Genomic DNA, 19,240 nt, shown 5'->3' on the forward strand with positions numbered 1-19,240 from the left:
CCAATCGTTCTACGAATTTACAGTAAACCGCATTACACCCCGGTATTATTCAGGCATTATTGCGCCAGCTTAATCACGATGGCATAAAAATGGTATTTATTAGTTGACAAACTTGGATATTCAGTAAATAGATAGCTCATTTACAGTACCTTCCTAAAACTATACTTTATTCTCATGAGGCAATTTGGCTTCTTATGTCTGCACTTACTATTCTGGAGCCTGTTGCCTCAGCCTGGGTGGACACAATCAGCCTCGTTGGGTACTGTTTTTCGAATCGACCACATCGGTGTCAGCGATGGCCTGGCCCAGGGATCGGTTTATTACATGCTAAAAGATACGCGTGGATTTCTATGGCTTGGTACTCAGGACGGACTGAATCGCTATGATGGACATCGCTTTCGTACCTATCGTCCGGCACTGGGTAAGGATGGCTCCATTCAGCCCGGTACCATCCGGGGCATTAATATTTTTGGCATCGTTGAAGACTCCGATGGTAACTTGTGGGTCGGTACTGAAGAGGGGTTAAACCGCTACGATCGCAAGAGAGATCGATTCGATTATTTCTCTGTCAACAACCCTGGAGTTAGACGTACTCGCCAGAGCAGTCGTACAATTCCATTTTTCATTAATCAAACCGAACTGATTTACCTTAGTGACTCCGAAGGGTTGGTTCAGTTCGATTATCGAAAGCGGCATAAAACCATTCTGGCGGCCAATCTGCATCCCACGAAAGAATACGACCTACAAAGCTCGGCTGTGCGGACACCTTCGGGCGATATCTGGTTGCATGCATCTACGGGTCTACTTCGCTATAATTTGACGAGTCGCAAGCTCTCTCACTATTTTAGTAACCATCCACATAATCTATTCGGACCAGCTCAAGTTATCTTTTCATTTTATATTGACTCTGATGGCATTGCCTGGCTTGGTACAGGAACAGGGCTTATCCGGTTTGATTATCGTCAGTCCACTTATCAAACGTATGCAACTGTTGGTGCTAACCCCATCAGTGCTATTTATAGCCTTGCCTCCGATCAGCGTGGGCGGCTATGGCTCGGGACTCAGAACGATGGTGTACTCTATTTCGATAAGCGATCGAGGTTGTTTGGTCGGGTTTACAATTCCATGCGAAATGCTCCCCGGTTGAGTGAGTTTAGAGTCAGTAAAATCTATACCGATAACCTGGGGATTGTCTGGGCCAATACAGATCCTGATGGTTTGGCCCGCATTATTCCTGATGCCTTTCTGTTCGGAGGTATTACTAAAAATCAGACTATTGATACGGTACCATCTGACAAAAAACTGAGCAATTACACTATTCGGGGATTTCTAGAGGAACGGTTCGACCGCCTTTGGGTCCTTACTCAAAACGGCATCAATATTCTGGATCCGCGCACGAATCGAGTTATCGACCGATATCTTACCAGTAATCCGTCAACAAGCGGCCCTATTCGGGGTATTGCCAGAAGCCTGTATCGTGATCCACAGCGACGTATCTGGGTAGGTAGACCAGGTGGCGTGATGGCATTTGATCCAAAAACCGAAACATTCGAATCTATTTTATTTCCGTCATCCCACAGCTTAGTAAGTGCTAATTACGTACGAAACATGGTTAGCATTTCGGATACGATGTTGGTGGCGGCCACAGAAGATGGTCTGTATGCACTAAATACACGCCGACGAAACTGGTCAAAAGTATCCATTCTGGCAGATCAGAATATTTTTAGCCTCTGGTACGATACTACCGCCCAACAGCTATGGGTTGGCACCTACCTAAATGGCTATTACTGCTACCAAGTATCCCAGACCGGAGGGTCTCAGACTGGAAAGTCGCCAGCTCGTGCAATAAAACCACTCAACTGGCACTTTGTCAGATCAGGATTAAAAGGCTACATGGTACTTCACATTCGACCTGATGCCAGCAAGCAAACCATCTGGCTTTCCTCCGATCATGGCGCTGTAGCGCTAAACGCTCATACCGGCCAGTTCCGTTTATATACCGAACGTCAGGGCCTTGCCAACTCATTCGTATATAGTACCATTACAGATGCTCAGAACAAAATCTGGATGAGCACAAACCGAGGTATCTCGCGGCTAGACCCAACCACGCAGGCAATAAAAAATTTCACCCCTAACGATGGTCTACAAGGGTACGAATTCAATGGAAATGCGTTCGTGCGTCTGGCAAATGGTGAATTGTTTTTTGGGGGTGTCAATGGCTTTAATCGGTTTCGGCCAGATGCCTTTCACAGCAGCTCATTTAATCCTTATGTTCACATTTATTCGTTGAGTATCAATGAAGTGCCATTTAGCACAGACACCTACGTTGGCGAAGCGACCCGTATTAATTTAGATCACACCCAAAATACACTCGCCCTGGAATTTGCCGCGCTGGATTTCTTCAGCAATGGTCAAAATAACTATCAATATCAGTTAACTGGCTACGACGACTATTGGGTAATGGCTGGCGAACGTAACTATGTCCGATACGCAAATCTTCCTCCAGGCGATTATACGTTTCAGGTAAAAGCCGCTAATCAGGACGGTCACTGGAGCCACCGTATTCACAAGCTTTTAATTCATATTGAGCCGCCTTTCTGGCGAACCATATCATTTGTTCTAATCGTTATTTTATTGATTGTACTCGCCGTCTGGGGGTGGATTCGCCAACGCGAGAATAGCATCCGTCAACAGGAGGTAGACCGTCTGCGACTATCGTATGATATACAGGAGCAGGTAAAAAAAGATATCGCCCGAGATCTGCACGACGAAATTGGAACCCGGTTGGCCACCATTAAACTCTATACCACTCAGCTTACACAGTTGGCAGGCGAAAGCCCGAAGCTATCGGCGCTCAAGTCCACTATATTTCTGTTAATCAACGATACGATTGGCGACGTTAGAAACCTGCTTAGAAAATTAAATCCACAAACGCTGGAGCGGCATGGTTACGTAGCGGCCGTCGATGAATTGTTTTCCCGAATTAGTGACAGTGGCGTTATTAATGCCCAATTTATACTTAGCGAAATAACGGAAGATACGAATCGATTTCCGGCCGATACCGAAGTAATGTTGTATCGAATTACGCAGGAATTGGTCAACAATTCGCTTAAACATGCGAATGCCACTCGTATAGAACTTCACATGGTACACCAGCCCGACCGTATTGTCTTAATCTACCATGATAACGGTCTTGGCTTCAACTATGAGCAGGCAAAAAAAAAAGCAACAGGCTTGGGAATCAGCAACATCGAATCACGAGTAGCTCTGCTGGGTGGTCGAATTTCCTGGCAAAGTAAGTCAACTCACGGTGTTCAGGCAACAATAGAAATCCCCTTCGGTTCAGTTATCAAACAGCGGGCTCCTAAAACACCTACTAATCTATCCCAATCAAATTAGGTCGCTTACAAATAACTTCTATAGATTTTGATAATCAGAGCAATAGCAGCAAAAGAATCAATTAGAATCTAGCTTGACCAAGCACTAGAATTGGTCGTCAATCGGGCTCACAACGCGGGGGATTAGCCCCTGTGAATCATGACGGAGCAACATCTCAAATAGTAATACGGTAGCCGCAGCGTCACCCTGAGCACGATGTCTGCCATTAAGTGGAATACCAAGCGAACGGCAAAGTTTCCCTAAACTATACGAAGGATAACCCGGAATCAACTTACGGCTCGTCCGAACAGTGCAAAGTGTACGGCGGAAAAAATCGTGCCCTAACCAGTTCAGTTCTTTCTGAATAAAACTAAAATCAAAACCGACGTTATGAGCCACAAAAACAGCATCCTCTGTAATTCGGAGCACTTCCTCAGCAACATCGGCAAATGTGGGCGCATCCTGAACCATCTCCTCAGTAATACCGGTCAGATGCCGGATAAACGGTGGGATTGGACAGCCAGGATTCAACAACGTGTGAAACGAATCAACAATTTGCTGACCGTCGTGGCGGAAGATGGCAATTTCAGTAAGACGGGCAGGGCCTTTTACACCCCCGGTTGTTTCAACGTCAACGATACAATACACTAATGAATCGATTAGCGCTCGACCAAATTTCGGCGCGTTTATCAGTAAACAGTTTTCAACTCGCAATGAGTTCGCTCGTTGCGAGCTGGCAAAGCCTATTCCTGAACAGTAGGTAGCGGCAAAGATGCCTGCAAAGGTCGGAATGGAATTGGTTTACGAGCAACTACTCCCTGACGAATTAATCGGAGCGTATAATCCAATACATAATCGCGGTTGGTCATTAGATCATCGTAATTGCGTGTAACAGTAAAGTCAGGTTCAACTGTAAAGCCATTAGCGCGATCGGGGCCAACAGCATGGGTTAATTTTTTCAGAGGGATACGAACCTGAAGCCGCGAATAAGGCAACGTTATGGTTTTAAAATGACCGGCAAAATCACCCCAGTAAGCGCTTCCACTAGCCTCGCCCACAAATGTACCCATACCTGCATCCAGGGTTTTTGCTAATACCGACGTCGTTGCAGAAAAAGACGCACCATTCATCAGAAAATACAGGTTTCCGGTAAACGCATCCTTATGACGAGGCCGATAACGATGATGAGATGAGCGACTGGCAAACCCACCCGCCTTGTCGGATTTATATTGCAGGCTAAAATTCAGCGCCGACAGTGGATTCCATCGGGTAATGAGTTCGGCACGAGCGGCCCGTTTCATTTCCTCCTGTTCCATAATTCGAAACGGTTTGGGCATCCAATAACGTAACAACCGGGCAGAATTTAGTACAACGCCACCACCATTGCCTTGCATATCAACGACAAGATTCTGAACATTTTCTTGCTTTAATTGCCTGAAAGCCTGTTTCAGACGGCGGTTAAATGCCCATTGAAAGGGGTCTTTCTTTTTCAATCCCATAAACGATGCCACCCGTAATACAGCTGTATGCGTGAGCGTGTCAACAACACGGACAGATAGATTGACAGGTTGATTTAGTTCAACACCATACCGACGTCGTATCGTTGCTTTAAAATTACTCAGGTTTGGACATCTCAGGCGCGTTTTCCGAACGAGTGTATCGCCAGCAAGCCGATACGAAATTGAAACCGAATCGGCAGACCCATACCAGGCTGCATAATAGTCTGCGAACTGCACCAGACTCCACTGCCGACGCCCCGTCAAGTTATCTCCATCGGACCCAGAGTGGTCAGATTCCATCAGTTCACGGTGCAAATCTGCGATTGTACGATCGTTAATCGTGATCAGTTCTGTGCCACGCTGAAGACTTGTATCGGCCGAAACATTGTGACTGATAAAGTATTTGCTATCGACGGGCCGAATATAAAATGGCAGAAAACGTGTCTGCTTGCCAATGTAGTTCTTCCGGTGATTCAGGTTCGTATGCCCGTCTTTAATTGCTGTGACAAACGGACTAACGTTGTGATAAAACGAAAGATAATCCATCGGCGCCGTCAGCCGGTTGTAAAGCGAATCGTAGAGCTGCTCCATTCGGGGTTTGGGCGTATAATAGCCCATTCCAGGATGGAGCAAATCCAGTTTACGCTTGAGATAAGTAAAGTCGGTTCGGGCCTGAGCGGCAGTAATCGTCTGGGCGGGTGCCATTAGGCCAACCATCCCGATTAGCAAGCCCGTTAAGCAAAGAGTTTGGCCAATCTTCATCATCACACGTTACGGTAGCAATCTGCCTTTTCAGACAGGGCACTATTTGTAGTGTGAAGATAAGATTTGGCCTAACTATAATCAAGCGAAATTGTTTAAGGATTGATTAAAATTTTGCGTCTGAATCAAAAAACCGTTCAATTCGTAAGCTATTTATTCTTTATCAATACGTCATAAACACACTCTACTAGCTGTCTTTGCGATGCGGGATCACCGTCCAGTGTTTCGAGCCGGGTAGATGTTCGGCAACAATAGCAGCCGCTACTTCTTCCAGATTTTCTTCATTCGTCGTGAAAAACAGGCTTTTAGACTGATCGTCACTCTGAGTTACACGCACCTCATAATATTCATTGTGGTGCTCGATGGTATGCTTTTCGACAAGTTTGTATTGTGCCATGGTAGAGAAATAGTTAGGTAGGAATAACTTACAAGTTGGAAAGATAGTTATCCGAGCACAGTAATTAGTACAGCTCCAGCCACCATAATACCTGCTCCAATGAGTTTTCGGAGAATACCCTGCTCACTAAAAAATTGATAACCGAATAATACACTTACCAGGGCTGAGATCTGAAACAGTGCCAGTGCATACCCAACTGGCATATTCGCCAAGGCAATATTACTCGCCATCTGCGTTACGCCAACCGCTGCACATAAAGCCAGATAGGTCGTTTTCTGCGAAAGAAGGACTTCTACCTGGCTCCTCCAGGTTGTCCGCATGGTTAATGAAATCCAGACAAAGGTGAAGCCGAAGCCCAAAACGCACCAGTAAAAAAAAGCAATAGTTGGCGTTGATAGAATAATCGCTTTTTTTAGAAATGCTCCATCAATCGCCGAAAGCACCAAAGCCGCCAGTCGCAATCTGACTTCCGGCCGCTGAAACAACCCGTTAGTGGACAAATTTTCACTTCCGCTACGTTGTTGCTTATCATTTAGTACTACATAACTTCCGGCCACAATCAGCACTACGCCAGCCAATCCCCACCAGCCCGGAATCTCGTTCAATAAAAATATACTGAACAGCATACCAACTACGGCTTTATAGGCATTAATAGGACCGAGTACCGATAAATCACCGATGTGCATTGCCCGTACCAGAAACACATTCCCAAACATTGCAAACAGACTACTTACCAGCATACTTTGCCAGAACTCAATCGATAAGCCATAAAAACGAAGTTGCGGCCAGAAGATCAAACCAACCAACGTTAAAACTCCATAGGTAACCGACATGATAAACAGCGGATTGGCTGCCCGTTGAGTAAGTTGTTTCTGAAATACGTTGGAGAGCGGGTTAGCAATTATGCGTACCAGAACGGCAAAGGAAGTAAGTGTCAAAATGGTTAGGAGCATAATGAAGCATCGAAATCAGTACACATAGTATATCAAATGGGGTAGAAGGCAAATTAAAATTTAGCGCTGTTACCAAGTTTTTTTAGACAAGTTTATAGGATTAACTGGATTTTAGGCGCTCTTCAGCGCTGTTAATCCCATAATACTGCCAAAAATCACTATGCCTCAAACCTTTTTCAACACATCACTTTCCTGATTAACAAACATTTCGTACCTTTGCGGTCTTATTTTTGACAGGGCCGCCGAAGCGGAGAGAAACAGAAGTGAATCCATTACGCGCATACGACATTCACATTGTCGGTCTGGACAACAAACGCTACGAGTACGATTTTACGTCGGACACGTCGTTTTTTGTCGCTATGGATCAGGAGTTGATCAAAGCCGGAAACGTTGAGACGCATCTAATACTCGAAAAGTCAGAAACGATGATTCGACTAGATTTTCACATCGTAGGTATGGTTGAACAAACCTGCGACCGGAGCCTGGACGAATACGATGAGCCTGTTGATACAGAACAGACGATGTTACTCAAGTTCGGTGATCACAACGAAGAGTTGAGCGACGAAATTGAACTCATCGAACGGAGTACAACAACGATTAATGTAGCCCGCTACATTTTTGAATTCATCAGCTTGTCACTTCCCATGAAACGGCTTCACCCCCGCTTCCGGGACGAAGACGATGATGACGATGATCAGAATGGTAAAGTTATTTATCGTTCTGGTGACGAAGAAGCAAATAACGATGCAGACGACCAGTCGGCTATTGATCCTCGCTGGGCCGCTTTGCGAAAACTGAGTGATAACTAAATGAAGTTATAGAGTTATAACGTTGTAGACCGGGCCGCCGTAGCGGTTTCATAGCCCCTGCAACCACCAACTCTACAACTCAATAACTTGACAATTTTATAACTTAAGAAAATGGCACACCCCAAACGACGCCACTCAAGCACCCGTCGCGATAAGCGCAGAACACATTACAAGGCTACTCCAGTAGCTCTTTCAACCGACGCTCAGACTGGTGAAGTGCATCAGCGCCACCATGCCCACGTTTTTGAAGGAAATCTGTTCTACAAAGGACAAATGATTATTGAGAATTACGCCAAAACGGCCTAAATCGTATTGCTTTTAAAGGAGTATTTCGTTGACGTCTTTCCGAAGATGAACGCGAAATACTTTTTTATTGCCTGCTACCTGCCTATTTTTACGCGTATTTAGTTAATAATCCAGCTTATCTGGGAGATATTGAACAAACCGAGTCAATGAAAATTGCAGTGGACGCAATGGGTGGCGATTTCGCTCCCGAAGCAATTGTGGAAGGAGTTATACTGGCCGCTGCTGAATTGCCGGAACATATAACTATTGTGCTAATTGGGAAGCAGTCTGCCTTGCAGCCACTTATGCAGAAGCACAGTGCAGAGGCAGTTGCCAACATTGAACTGGTCAACGCAGAAGACATCATCGAAATGAGTGAGCACCCAACCAAGGCGCTCTCCCAGAAGCCCAATTCCAGCATTGGAGTTGGGTTTAAGCTTTTGAAGGATGGCCAGGTCAATGCTTTTTGCAGCGCAGGGAACACAGGTGCAATGCATGTGGGTGCATTGTTCAGCATTAAAGCGATCGAAGGTATTTTACGCCCATGTATTGCTGGCTTTGTGCCGCAACTTACAGGCGGTCATGCTGTCATGCTCGACATTGGCGCTAACGCCGATTGTAAGCCCGAGATGCTGGCTCAATTTGGTGTAGTGGGGTCAATTTATGCCCAATACATCTTTGGCATTGACCAGCCCCGTGTAGCCCTGATGAATATTGGTTCGGAAGAACAAAAAGGGTCACTCGTTGCTCAGGCAGCCCATCAGCTCCTGAAAGAAAATCGTCGGATTAATTTTGTTGGAAATATTGAAGGAGGAGACTTCTTCGAGGGAAAGGCGGACGTAATTATAACGGACGGCTTTACAGGCAATACCATGTTCAAGCTTGGCGAATCGTTTTATAAGGTTGCCAGTCAACGTGGTCTAAGCGATGAATTTTTGGATAAAACCAATTATGAATCAGTGGGAGGCAGCCCAATTCTGGGCGTCAATGGTAATGTGATTATCGCCCACGGCATTTCATCGCCTTTAGCCATCAAGAACATGATTGGTCTGGCCATCCGACAGGTTGAATCTAATGCATACACTAAAATTGCACAAGCACTAAGTTAGCAACTGTCAGCAACCCGTAATTGTTAGTGGCACGACTACTAATCAATAACTGATAACTCCCTACTTGCTAACTAGTCACAGAACTTATGAGTAAAGCTGCCATAACAGGAATCCACGGCTACGTTCCCGACTATGTGCTGACCAATGCCGAATTGGAGCGTATGGTGGATACAAATGATGAATGGATTACAAGCCGCACTGGTATTAAAGAACGACACATTCTGAAAGGCGAAGGTATGGGCTCTTCGCATATGGGTGCCAAGGCAGTGGCAGGTTTGCTCGAAAAGCTCAATATAAAGCCCGAAGAAGTCGACTTACTCATTTGTGCGACCACTACTCCCGATTATGTGTTTCCATGCACTGCGAACCTTATCTGCGACATGGTGGGCATTCGTAATGTAGGAAGCTTTGATATTCAGGCAGCTTGTTCCGGTTTTCTTTATGCCCTTACTGTAGGCTCTCAATTTATAGAGACCGGCAAGTACAAAAAGGTAATCATTGTCGGCGCAGACAAGATGTCGGCAATTGTCGATTATACTGATCGCACCACTTGCGTGCTATTTGGCGATGGCGCCGGAGCCGTTATGCTCGAACCCAACGATGACGGTTTTGGTATACAGGATTCCATTATTAAATCAGATGGCACCGGGCAGAACCATTTATTCCAGAAAGCCGGTGGTAGCCGTTATCCACCCACCCATGAAACGGTAGAAAAACGCTGGCACTACGTTTATCAGGATGGCCCGTCTGTGTTCAAGTTCGCAGTCAAAAACATGGCCGACGTATCAGCGGAAATCATGGAACGAAATCATCTAACCGGTGCTGATATCGCTTGGCTGGTACCTCACCAGGCAAACAAACGTATTATCGACGCGACTGCTAACCGAATGGGGATTGAGCCAGAACGCGTGATGATGAATATTCATAAGTACGGCAATACTACAGCAGCAACTATTCCACTTTGCTTGTTTGATTACGAGTCGCAACTGAAAAAGGGCGACAATTTAGTGCTGGCCGCTTTCGGAGGAGGCTTTACCTGGGGAGCCGCTTACGTAAAGTGGGCCTATTAATTTTATATATGATGTATGATCTATAGTGTATGAATCTTTCTGCACCTTACATCATATATCATACACCTTACATCATACATCTTAACATGGCAACGACCGCAGACATCCGCAACGGGCTGGTCTTAAACTACAACAACGACCTCTTTCAAATTACCGAATTCCAGCACGTTAAACCTGGAAAAGGCGCAGCGTTTGTTCGAACGAAGTTAAAAAGCCTCACAACGGGCCGCGTAATTGACAATACATTCAACTCAGGTGCAACTATTTACCCTGTGCGTGTTGAACGTCGGAAATTCCAATACCTTTACAAAGATGAAGCGGGGTATAACTTCATGGATCAGGAGTCTTTCGATCAAATCAATCTAGACGAAAAACTTGTTGAAGGAGCTGATCTGATGAAAGAAGGTCAGGAAGTCGAAATTTTGATCAATGCCGATGCCGACACTCCGCTTGCCTGTGAATTACCCCCATTCGTTGAGCTGGAAGTAACCTATGCCGAGCCCGGTATTAAAGGCGATACAGCCAACAGCCCTAAAAAACGGGTTGAAGTAGAATCCGGAGCCAAAATTATGGTGCCGCTCTTCATTGAATCAGGTCAAAAAATTCGGGTTGATACCCGCACACGCGATTACGTAGAACGAGTGAAATAAATGAGTCGTGAGGATTGCGAAGCGAGAAGTAAGAAGATAGCAAATCAATCTTTACTCCTCACGACTCATTCCTTTCTCCTCGCTCCTAAACTATGAGCACAAAAGACATTCAACAACTAATCGACTTCATTTCGCAATCAGGCTTAGATGAAGTCAACATTGAAACAACAGACCTGAAAATCAGTGTCAAGCGTTATGGTCAGGGTGCTCCAATAGCTCCTGTAGCTCCAGCGGCACCCGTAGTTGCTGTTCCAGCAGTAGCCGCTCCTGTTGCTAGTACGCCAACAGCTGCAGCAGCGCCAGCCGTGTCGGCTCCCAAAGCTGATACGTCGAACTACATTACGATCAAATCGCCAATGATTGGCACCTTCTACCGGTCGGCGAACCCCGAATCGCCCATGTTCGTAGAAGTGGGCGACAGTGTAACCGAAGGCAAAGTTGTTTGTATCATCGAAGCTATGAAGCTCTTTAACGAAATCGAGTCGGAAGTATCGGGCCGTATTGTGAAGATCCTCGTTGAGAATGCAACGCCCGTCGAGTACGACCAGCCGCTGTTTTTGGTAGAACCCATTTAATCTAAAGAGTGAAAGAGTGAAAGAGCGAAAGCTGCGGGTCTTATCCATCCACTCTTTCGCTCTTTCACTCTTTCACTCTTTCACTCATTATGTTTAAGAAAATATTAATCGCAAACCGGGGAGAAATCGCATTGCGAATCATCCGCACCTGCCGCGAAATGGGCATTAAAACGGTGGCCGTTTTCTCAACTGCCGACCGTGACAGCTTACACGTGCGCTTCGCCGATGAAGCTGTTTGCATTGGTCCACCTATTAGCAAGCAGTCTTACCTGAGCATTCCCAATATTATCTCAGCGGCCGAAGTAACGGGTGCTGATGCCATCCATCCTGGCTATGGATTTTTGTCTGAAAATGCCGAGTTTTCACAAATTTGTGCGGATTACGGCATCAAATTTATCGGTGCCACAGCCGAACAAATTAACGGCATGGGCGACAAAGCGACTGCTAAAGCGACTATGCGTGCTGCTGGTGTTCCGGTAATTCCCGGCTCTGATGGCCTGCTTGAGTCCGTTGAACAAGGCAAGAAACTATCGGCCGACATGGGTTATCCTGTTATTGTGAAAGCTACAGCTGGTGGTGGTGGTCGTGGTATGCGTATCGTTCGGTCAGAAGCCGACTTTGAGAAAGCCTGGAACGATGCCCGTACTGAAGCTGGGGCTGCTTTTGGCAACGATGGATTATATCTGGAGAAATTCGTAGAAGAACCTCGCCACATTGAGATTCAGATCGTAGGTGACCAATATGGTAAAGTTTGCCACTTGTCGGAGCGCGATTGCTCGATTCAGCGTCGTCACCAGAAATTAGTGGAAGAAACGCCATCGCCAATAGTATCGGATGACCTTCGTCAGCGAATGGGCGAAGCAGCGATCAAAGGTGCCCAGGCAATCGGTTACGAAGGGGCCGGAACGGTAGAGTTTCTGGTTGATAAGCACGGGGAGTTCTATTTCATGGAAATGAACACTCGAATTCAGGTAGAACACCCTATAACTGAAGAAGTTACGGATTTCGACTTGATTAAAGAACAAATCAAGGTGGCGGCTGGTGCCGAAATTTCGGGTCGAAATTACACGCCAAAACTGTACGCGATGGAGTGCCGGATCAATGCCGAAGATCCAGCTAACGGTTTCCGCCCGTCACCAGGTAAAATCACGAACTTACATTTTCCCGGTGGGCACGGTGTTCGCATTGACAGCCACGTCTATAGCGGTTATACCATTCCCCCTAATTACGACTCGATGATTGCCAAATTGATCGTGTCGGGCCAATCGCGGGATGAAGTGATTACGCGCATGAAGCGTGCCTTGCAGGAGTTCGTTATAGAAGGGATCAAAACTACGATTCCTTTCCATATCAAACTGATGGATGATCCTCAGTTCCGCTCAGGCCAGTTTACCACGGCCTTTTTGGAAACGTTTGATTTCAGTAAGATTTAAAAAGTAGCGCGGGTGGAAACCCGCGTTACATTAGAAAAGACGAGGTGACTTGCTTTATTGGCAAGTCACCTCGTCTTTTTTCCATTTACCCACCTGCATGAATCATCTCGCAACAGCCGACTACATCGTTTTCCTCGTTTATTTTATCATCGTTGTAGGCTACGGCTATTGGATTTACCAGCGGAAACGCTCGGCCCAAATGAGTACAACGGATTTCTTTCTGGCCGAAGGTTCCTTAACGTGGTGGGCTATTGGGGCCTCTTTGATTGCGTCAAATATTTCAGCAGAGCATTTCATCGGCATGGCTGGTTCAGGCTTTGCTATGGGTCTAGCTATTTCCTCATATGAATGGTTCGCTGCGGCCGTGTTGATTATCGTCGCTGTCTTTTTCATTCCAATCTACCTGCGAAATCACATATATACCATGCCGCAGTTTCTGGCTCAGCGGTATAGTGATACGGTTAGTACTATTCTGGCGGTGTTCTGGCTGGTGGTTTATGTCTTGGTAAACCTTGCCTCTATTTTGTACTTGGGGGCTATTGCAATTGAGTCGTTAGTCGGAATTTCCTTTACAGCCTGTACTATTGGGTTAGCCGTTTTTGCCATTTTCATTACGCTCGGCGGGATGAAAGTGATTGGTTATACGGACGTCATTCAAGTGGTTGTGCTCATTTTCGGCGGTTTGGTCATTACTTATTTAGCTCTGCAATTAGTAGCAAAAGACACAGGTGATACAGCGCTTGGAATGACTAGTGTCTGGAATGGTTTATTATCTCTGCGGCAAAAAGCAGATGGCCATTTTCATATGTTCTTCGCTAAGGGGCACCCTTATTACGATGTCCTGCCGGGTATGGCGTTAGTAACAGGTGGTATGTGGCTTAATAACCTATACTACTGGGGCTGTAATCAGTACATTGTTCAACGAGCTTTAGGTGCCGACCTCAAGACAGCTCGGAGTGGAATTCTATTTGCCGCTTTTCTGAAATTGATGATCCCGTTAATTGTCGTCATTCCCGGCATTGCAGCCTTTGTGCTTTACCAAAGTGGGCTTTTCCGTGAAGCCATGACCGATGCCTCAGGCGCAGTGAAACCCGATCAGGCTTATCCGGTACTGATGAATCTATTGCCAGTTGGTATGAAAGGACTGGCGTTTGCTGCCCTTACAGCAGCGGTTGTTGCTTCACTCGCGAGTAAATGCAACTCCATTTCGACCATCTTTACGCTCGATCTCTACAAGAAATACGTCGATAAAAATGCGTCGGACAAGAAACTGGTTAACGTTGGTCGATGGGCTGTTGTCGTATCGTTTGCCATAGCCATCGGAATCGCTCCTATGCTGCGATCACTCGATCAGGTGTACCAGTACATTCAAGAGTATACCAACTTCATTACGCCCGGCATTTTTGCTATTTTCTTACTTGGTTTTTTCTGGAAACGGGCTACCAACCGAGCCGCTCTTACTGTGGCTATTCTGACCCTTCCCTTATCCACTTTACTCAAATTCTGGCCGGAAGTGATGGATATGGTCGGGATTCAGAGTGATCCAATTCCGTTTTTGCACCGTACGACCTGGGTATTTTGCATTGACGTCGTTCTCATGATCCTGGTTTCACTAACCGATCCAGCCAGTCATGCCCCCAGAAAGGGGATCATCGTTGATCGGAGTCTCTTCCGGGTAACACCTTCATTTGTTGTTGGATCCGTCGGAATTTTCAGTATTTTGGCCGTACTGTACTCTGTTTTCTGGTAGAATCAATGCTAAAATTTCTGCTGGCAGGGCTTCTGCTTATGTCAACATCTGTAGCAGCTCAACTCCACGAACGACTCGACTCGTTGATGCGGGCCACAACAAAACCCAATCTGCCAGGAGCTGCCTTACTGGTTGAGGTAGACGGTAAAGTCGTTTATCAGAAAGGATACGGGCTGGCCAATGTTGAGACGAAATCGCCAATTACTCCTGAAACTAACTTCCGTATGGCATCGGTTTCCAAGCAGTTTACGGCGATGGGAATTCTACTCCTAGAGAAAGACCGTAAGCTATCGCTCGATGATCCACTACTTAAATTCTTCCCCGCGTTTAATAGCAAAGTGGGTCAGAAAGTACAGATTCGACATTTACTAACGCATTCATCGGGGATTCAGGATTATGAAGCGGTTATGAATCCCAACCAACGTAAGCAATTGTTAGATGCCGATGTACTTACCCTGTTGAAAGATCGCGATTCACTTTATTTTGAGCCGGGAAGCCAATTCCAGTACAGTAATTCGGGGTATTGTCTATTGGCATTAATTATCGAACGAGTTTCAGGGCAGTCCTTTGCTTCATTTATTCGGGAACGAATTTTTCAGCCGCTAGGCATGAATCAGTCAGTAGTTTATGAAGCAGGAAAACCAATGGCTAACCGAGCAATGGGTTACCGCCAAAAGGATAAAACGTTCGTTTTCTCCGACCAGAGCGTAACCAGCGCGACCAAAGGCGACGGGGGAGTTTATACATCATTAATAGATTACCAGAAGTGGCAACATGCCCTTAGAAACGGCACTTTATTGGATCTTAAATCAGCTCTAACGCGTATGAAGCAGGCTATTCGAGCCAAGCCCGGTAGTTATTATGGAGCTGGCTGGTTCTTTCGGGAGTCTACAGATCCTGTTCTGTTTCACTCAGGCAGCACCTGTGGATTCAACAATTTTGTGGTTGCGGTACCCTCAAAGAAGTTTATTCTGGCATACTTTTCGAACAAGGCTGACAATAAAGCGAATGCGGCAGCCGTCTTAAAAATACTAGCCGATTCTGGTCAACAGGAAGTAGCTGATATACTATCGTTGGACGACTTAACCAGATAGTAATTTTTGACATGCACAAACAATCCTATCATACTGATTAACAGGAATAAATTTGTAAATTTACCGTCTAAATTTTAGTTCGTCATGATAAGTGAAACCGCCCCCCTTGCCAGTCTCGATCAGTGGGAAGACGACCTGCTAAGTCGCTATCCCGAACCTGAACACAAGTCGAAAGAAGACTACCGGAACTACGACACGCCAGAGCGTGATACCGTACGGGAGTTTTATCGCCTGAATCATACCTACCAGACCTATGATTTCGTGCGGGAAAAGGAGAGCGATTTTCTGAAATTCGACAAAAAAGAATTGCCGGTTTGGGGTGTCGCGGAGTTCCTTAACACCCTGGTCGATGACTCAGACCCTGATACTGATCTGGACCAGCTTCAGCACTTACTTCAAACTTCTGAGGCCATCCGTGCCGACGGTCATCCCGATTGGTTCGTTCTGACAGGCTTTTTGCACGATATGGGCAAAGTTCTCTGTCTGTTCGGTGAAGCGCAGTGGGCTGTTGTCGGTGATACGTTCCCGGTTGGTTGCAAACATTCGGATAAGATTGTCTATCCTGAGTTCTTTGCCAATAACCCTGACAGTTACGACGAGCGCTACAATACCAAGTATGGTGTGTATGAACCCAATTGTGGCCTGCGCAACATTCACATGTCATGGGGGCACGACGAGTACCTTTACCAGATCATGAAGAATTACATGCCGGAACCAGCTTTGTACATGATGCGGTATCACTCGTTCTACTCGCAGCACCGGGAGGAGGCCTACAATCACCTGATGGACGAGCACGACCATGAGATGTTCAAATGGGTACGCAAGTTCAATCCATATGACTTATACTCGAAAAGCCCAAAACCACCGGTTGTAAGCGAATTGAAGCCATACTACGAAGATTTGATTGCGAAATATTTGCCTTCAACACTGAAGTTGTAATTTTAGTAAACACGGAGATAACGGAGATTGGCACGGAGTACACAGAGGATTGGCAAAATTCCGTGTACTCCGTGCCAATCTCCGTTATCTCCGTGTTTAACCGTTTTCTATGCTCCTCTTTTTCATAAGCCTTTATTTACTTTCTAACGTCGCGGTGGGTGCGTGGGCAGCTCGTCGCGTTACGACTTCGCAGGATTTCGTACTGGCCGGGCGCGGATTGCCGCTGTTTCTGGCAGCTTCGGTAACGTTCGCAACCTGGTTTGGTTCTGAAACGATTATGGGAGCACCAGCGATATTCGTGGAAGGCGGATTTCTGGCTGTCATTGAAGAGCCATTTGGATCGGCATTGTGCCTGTTTCTGGTGGGAGCATTCTTTGCCCGTCCTCTCTACCGGCTCAATATCACCACCTTCTCCGACTATTTCCGCATCCGTTTCGGGCGATCGGCAGAATTATTATCAGCACTCATTGTGATACCCTCTTATTTTAGCTGGATTGCTGCCCAACTCGTGGCTATTGGCATCGTGCTAAGTGTGGTGACAGATGTTCCTCGAGAATATTGCATCATTGCCAGCGCAGCCATTGTTATGATTTATACCTTGCTGGGCGGAATGTGGTCTATTTCTGTAACGGACTTTTTCCATAACCTCATCATCATTCTGGCATTGGCCGTACTGGGCGTTATGCTCTGGCAGGAAGTTGGCGGTTGGGAAACCATCGAGAAACGAACGCCCGCAGGCTTTTTTCGTATGCTACCCAACTCAACGGGCAAAGACTGGCTGGCCTATATTGCGGCCTGGATCACTATCGGATTAGGTTCCATTCCGCAACAGGACGTTTTTCAACGTGTGATGGCGGCTAAGACAGAACAAATATCCGTTCGGGCTTCGTATTTGGCCTCAGGTATGTATTTGACAATAGCCATGCTGCCGCTATTCATTGCCCTAAGTGCCAAACTGCTTCATCCCGATTTACCGAAAGACAATCAACTTATCATTCCCAACATGGTTATGCGGCATGGAAGCTTACCCTTGCAGGTATTGTTTTTCGGTGCTGTTACATCCGCGATACTCAGCGTATCGAGCGGGGCAATCTTGGCTCCGGCAACCGTCTTTGGCGAGAATGTCATGAAGTTTTTTCGACCCGATATTAGCGACAAGGCACTACTGAAAACAATACGTTGGTCTGTTGTTGTTATCTCGGTTGCTTGCGTCCTGATGAGCACAACGCGCGATACGAACATTTTCGACCTCGTTGGTGAGTCGTCGGCATTTAGTCTTGTCTCACTGTTTGTGCCACTCGCAGCGGGCATTTACTGGAAACGCGCCAACTTACTAGGTTGCCTGTGTGCGATGGTCATTGGTCTCGGCGTGTGGGTAATCTGCATCTGGCAAGCAACCGAGATCGCACCGATGCTGTGGGGCTTGCTCGCCAGTACGGTAGCTATGGTGGTGGGAAGTTTACTCCCTATTGGCGTATCTAAAGACTAAGGTCGTCCTCATTTCCCCTTTCTGCAAAAAATCGTTTTCGATTACTTTATCCTGCACAAAGCCACTTTTCTCCAGCACCCGAATTGAGCCTTTATTGCGTTCATCACAAGTAGCCTTAATGGTTTTTGCGTTGAACGTATGAATAGCTAGTTCGACCAATTTATGGGTTACTTCTGTGGCATAGCCCTGGCCCCAATAGTCGGGATTAATTATATAGCCTAGAATCGCTTCTAGCGGGATTTGTTTATCAATTACCAGTTCGCAGCCGCCTATCTGACGACCATCTTCTTTCCGTTCAATGGCAAATTCGTAGATCAATCGTGGCTTTTGTGCTTTTCTTTCCTGTACTTCCTCCAGAAATTCCTGCGTATCTTCTAGTGAATTTGGCCCCCAGGGAGCGTATTGAACGACCACAGGTTGGCTAACGTAGGCATGTATCGACTCCAGGTCCGTGGGCCGGTAATCTCGAAGAACTAATCTCGATGTTTCAATCTGCTCATCCATACGCCAGTTGTATGCCAGAATTCCAGTCAAAAAATATGGGCTCGACTACTGCGGCATTTATACATCCAGTAAGCGTCTGTGATAATTGATTTGGCCACGATGATACGTTAGATGCGTTGTCAGATGAACCAGAAAATAGCCCGTTGTCGTCGGTTCATCGAATACCAGCATTGGATACTCTTCCTCAAGCTGTTCATCCGTTACCATGTCTAGAGCTTTATCGACGATGCCCATAGTTTCATCAATCATCGACAGAAGCTCAGCTTTCGGGATATTTTTCAGCGAAAATTCATGCTCCCGATTTCGCACATAACCTGTTTTACCAAATTCAGCGCCAATGTACGTATTCAAGTTACCCACCAAATGCAGACACAGGTTTCCTGCCGAATTGGCAATTCCTTTTTCGATGTACCAAAGTTTAGACTCGTCTTTATATAGATCGATTTCGTCCCTTAATCGCTCAAGGTCGCGCCGGAACAATGCTTTTAAAGTCTGAATAAGCATAAGAGTGGTGGGTTTATAAACAGCCAGAGCCGGTTTTCGC

18 protein-coding genes are annotated in these 19,240 nt (G+C 46.2%); 12 read left to right on the forward strand and 6 right to left on the reverse strand.

Going from position 1 to position 19,240, the window contains the following annotated elements:
* Positions 1 to 174 precede the first annotated feature (174 nt).
* Positions 175 to 3,399: a ligand-binding sensor domain-containing protein gene (locus GO755_RS19830; protein WP_157587036.1), complete on the forward strand. Its 3,225-nt coding sequence runs from the start codon at positions 175 to 177 to the stop codon at positions 3,397 to 3,399.
* A gap of 84 nt (positions 3,400 to 3,483) precedes the next feature.
* Here GO755_RS19830 and GO755_RS19835 read toward each other — a convergent pair whose 3' ends face one another.
* The 4 genes from GO755_RS19835 to GO755_RS19850 form a co-directional block, all read right to left on the reverse strand.
* Positions 3,484 to 4,026 (reverse strand): 3'-5' exonuclease, encoded by a 543-nt coding sequence (locus tag GO755_RS19835; protein ID WP_317165914.1) that lies wholly within the window; start codon positions 4,024 to 4,026, stop codon positions 3,484 to 3,486.
* A 95-nt stretch (positions 4,027 to 4,121) separates the two neighbouring features.
* On the reverse strand, positions 4,122 to 5,639 hold the full coding sequence (locus GO755_RS19840) for a S41 family peptidase (protein ID WP_157587240.1): 1,518 nt from the start codon (positions 5,637 to 5,639) through the stop codon (positions 4,122 to 4,124).
* A 187-nt stretch (positions 5,640 to 5,826) separates the two neighbouring features.
* Positions 5,827 to 6,036, reverse strand: coding sequence for a hypothetical protein (locus tag GO755_RS19845; RefSeq protein ID WP_157587037.1), 210 nt, complete (start codon positions 6,034 to 6,036; stop codon positions 5,827 to 5,829).
* 47 nt (positions 6,037 to 6,083) lie between these two features.
* Positions 6,084 to 6,989 carry an EamA family transporter gene (locus tag GO755_RS19850; protein WP_157587038.1) on the reverse strand — a complete coding sequence of 302 codons (906 nt, stop codon included), beginning with the start codon at positions 6,987 to 6,989 and terminating at the stop codon, positions 6,084 to 6,086.
* Positions 6,990 to 7,252: 263 nt separating this feature from the next.
* On the opposite strand from GO755_RS19850, the gene GO755_RS19855 reads away from it, so the two are divergent.
* The 11 genes from GO755_RS19855 (at position 7,253) to GO755_RS19905 (ending at position 18,192) form a co-directional block, all read left to right on the forward strand.
* On the forward strand, positions 7,253 to 7,798 hold the full coding sequence (locus GO755_RS19855) for a YceD family protein (protein ID WP_317165915.1): 546 nt from the start codon (positions 7,253 to 7,255) through the stop codon (positions 7,796 to 7,798).
* Between the two features lie 111 nt (positions 7,799 to 7,909).
* Positions 7,910 to 8,104, forward strand: coding sequence for a 50S ribosomal protein L32 (gene rpmF, locus GO755_RS19860; protein WP_157587039.1), 195 nt, complete (start codon positions 7,910 to 7,912; stop codon positions 8,102 to 8,104).
* A 146-nt stretch (positions 8,105 to 8,250) separates the two neighbouring features.
* The gene (gene plsX / locus GO755_RS19865; protein WP_157587040.1) at positions 8,251 to 9,192 is read left to right on the forward strand and encodes a phosphate acyltransferase PlsX; all 942 of its coding nucleotides are present in this window, start codon (positions 8,251 to 8,253) and stop codon (positions 9,190 to 9,192) included.
* An 86-nt stretch (positions 9,193 to 9,278) separates the two neighbouring features.
* Positions 9,279 to 10,262, forward strand: a complete 984-nt coding sequence (locus GO755_RS19870; RefSeq protein WP_157587041.1) for a beta-ketoacyl-ACP synthase III — start codon at positions 9,279 to 9,281, stop codon at positions 10,260 to 10,262.
* A gap of 86 nt (positions 10,263 to 10,348) precedes the next feature.
* Entirely contained in the window at positions 10,349 to 10,912 is a 564-nt protein-coding gene (gene efp / locus GO755_RS19875) for an elongation factor P (RefSeq protein WP_111345705.1), read from the forward strand.
* A 92-nt stretch (positions 10,913 to 11,004) separates the two neighbouring features.
* Positions 11,005 to 11,487 (forward strand): acetyl-CoA carboxylase biotin carboxyl carrier protein, encoded by a 483-nt coding sequence (gene accB, locus GO755_RS19880; protein ID WP_157587042.1) that lies wholly within the window; start codon positions 11,005 to 11,007, stop codon positions 11,485 to 11,487.
* Between the two features lie 89 nt (positions 11,488 to 11,576).
* Positions 11,577 to 12,920 carry an acetyl-CoA carboxylase biotin carboxylase subunit gene (gene accC / locus GO755_RS19885; RefSeq protein WP_157587043.1) on the forward strand — a complete coding sequence of 448 codons (1,344 nt, stop codon included), beginning with the start codon at positions 11,577 to 11,579 and terminating at the stop codon, positions 12,918 to 12,920.
* Between the two features lie 97 nt (positions 12,921 to 13,017).
* The gene (locus GO755_RS19890) at positions 13,018 to 14,670 is read left to right on the forward strand and encodes a sodium/sugar symporter (protein ID WP_157587044.1); all 1,653 of its coding nucleotides are present in this window, start codon (positions 13,018 to 13,020) and stop codon (positions 14,668 to 14,670) included.
* Positions 14,671 to 14,675: 5 nt separating this feature from the next.
* Complete coding sequence (locus GO755_RS19895; protein ID WP_157587045.1) at positions 14,676 to 15,764, forward strand: serine hydrolase domain-containing protein; 1,089 nt, start codon at positions 14,676 to 14,678, stop codon at positions 15,762 to 15,764.
* 84 nt (positions 15,765 to 15,848) lie between these two features.
* On the forward strand, positions 15,849 to 16,703 hold the full coding sequence (locus tag GO755_RS19900; protein WP_157587046.1) for an inositol oxygenase family protein: 855 nt from the start codon (positions 15,849 to 15,851) through the stop codon (positions 16,701 to 16,703).
* 109 nt (positions 16,704 to 16,812) lie between these two features.
* Entirely contained in the window at positions 16,813 to 18,192 is a 1,380-nt protein-coding gene (locus GO755_RS19905; protein WP_157587047.1) for a sodium:solute symporter family protein, read from the forward strand.
* Here GO755_RS19905 and GO755_RS19910 read toward each other — a convergent pair.
* Positions 18,163 to 18,726, reverse strand: coding sequence for a GNAT family N-acetyltransferase (locus tag GO755_RS19910; RefSeq protein ID WP_157587048.1), 564 nt, complete (start codon positions 18,724 to 18,726; stop codon positions 18,163 to 18,165). The two genes, GO755_RS19905 and GO755_RS19910, sit on opposite strands and share 30 nt — an antisense overlap.
* 27 nt (positions 18,727 to 18,753) lie before the next feature.
* Positions 18,754 to 19,200, reverse strand: a complete 447-nt coding sequence (locus GO755_RS19915) for a DinB family protein (RefSeq protein WP_157587049.1) — start codon at positions 19,198 to 19,200, stop codon at positions 18,754 to 18,756.
* Positions 19,201 to 19,240: the final 40 nt, after the last annotated feature.

It is taken from the genome of Spirosoma arboris (assembly GCF_009754945.1).
GTDB classification, from domain to species: Bacteria; Bacteroidota; Bacteroidia; order Cytophagales; family Spirosomataceae; genus Spirosoma; species Spirosoma arboris.

Excerpts from the sequence above, each read along its gene's own strand:
- GO755_RS19915 (WP_157587049.1), bottom strand. The coding sequence starts at position 19,200 with ATGCTTATTCAGACTTTAAAAGCATTGTTCCGGCGCGACCTTGAGCGA.
- rpmF (WP_157587039.1), top strand. The coding sequence starts at position 7,910 with ATGGCACACCCCAAACGACGCCACTCAAGCACCCGTCGCGATAAGCGC.
- GO755_RS19830 (WP_157587036.1), top strand. The coding sequence starts at position 175 with ATGAGGCAATTTGGCTTCTTATGTCTGCACTTACTATTCTGGAGCCTG.
- efp (WP_111345705.1), top strand. The coding sequence starts at position 10,349 with ATGGCAACGACCGCAGACATCCGCAACGGGCTGGTCTTAAACTACAAC.
- plsX (WP_157587040.1), top strand. The coding sequence starts at position 8,251 with ATGAAAATTGCAGTGGACGCAATGGGTGGCGATTTCGCTCCCGAAGCA.
- accB (WP_157587042.1), top strand. The coding sequence starts at position 11,005 with ATGAGCACAAAAGACATTCAACAACTAATCGACTTCATTTCGCAATCA.
- accC (WP_157587043.1), top strand. The coding sequence starts at position 11,577 with ATGTTTAAGAAAATATTAATCGCAAACCGGGGAGAAATCGCATTGCGA.
- GO755_RS19870 (WP_157587041.1), top strand. The coding sequence starts at position 9,279 with ATGAGTAAAGCTGCCATAACAGGAATCCACGGCTACGTTCCCGACTAT.
- GO755_RS19845 (WP_157587037.1), bottom strand. The coding sequence starts at position 6,036 with ATGGCACAATACAAACTTGTCGAAAAGCATACCATCGAGCACCACAAT.
- GO755_RS19895 (WP_157587045.1), top strand. The coding sequence starts at position 14,676 with ATGCTAAAATTTCTGCTGGCAGGGCTTCTGCTTATGTCAACATCTGTA.
- GO755_RS19840 (WP_157587240.1), bottom strand. The coding sequence starts at position 5,639 with ATGAAGATTGGCCAAACTCTTTGCTTAACGGGCTTGCTAATCGGGATG.
- GO755_RS19850 (WP_157587038.1), bottom strand. The coding sequence starts at position 6,989 with ATGCTCCTAACCATTTTGACACTTACTTCCTTTGCCGTTCTGGTACGC.
- GO755_RS19890 (WP_157587044.1), top strand. The coding sequence starts at position 13,018 with ATGAATCATCTCGCAACAGCCGACTACATCGTTTTCCTCGTTTATTTT.
- GO755_RS19905 (WP_157587047.1), top strand. The coding sequence starts at position 16,813 with ATGCTCCTCTTTTTCATAAGCCTTTATTTACTTTCTAACGTCGCGGTG.
- GO755_RS19900 (WP_157587046.1), top strand. The coding sequence starts at position 15,849 with ATGATAAGTGAAACCGCCCCCCTTGCCAGTCTCGATCAGTGGGAAGAC.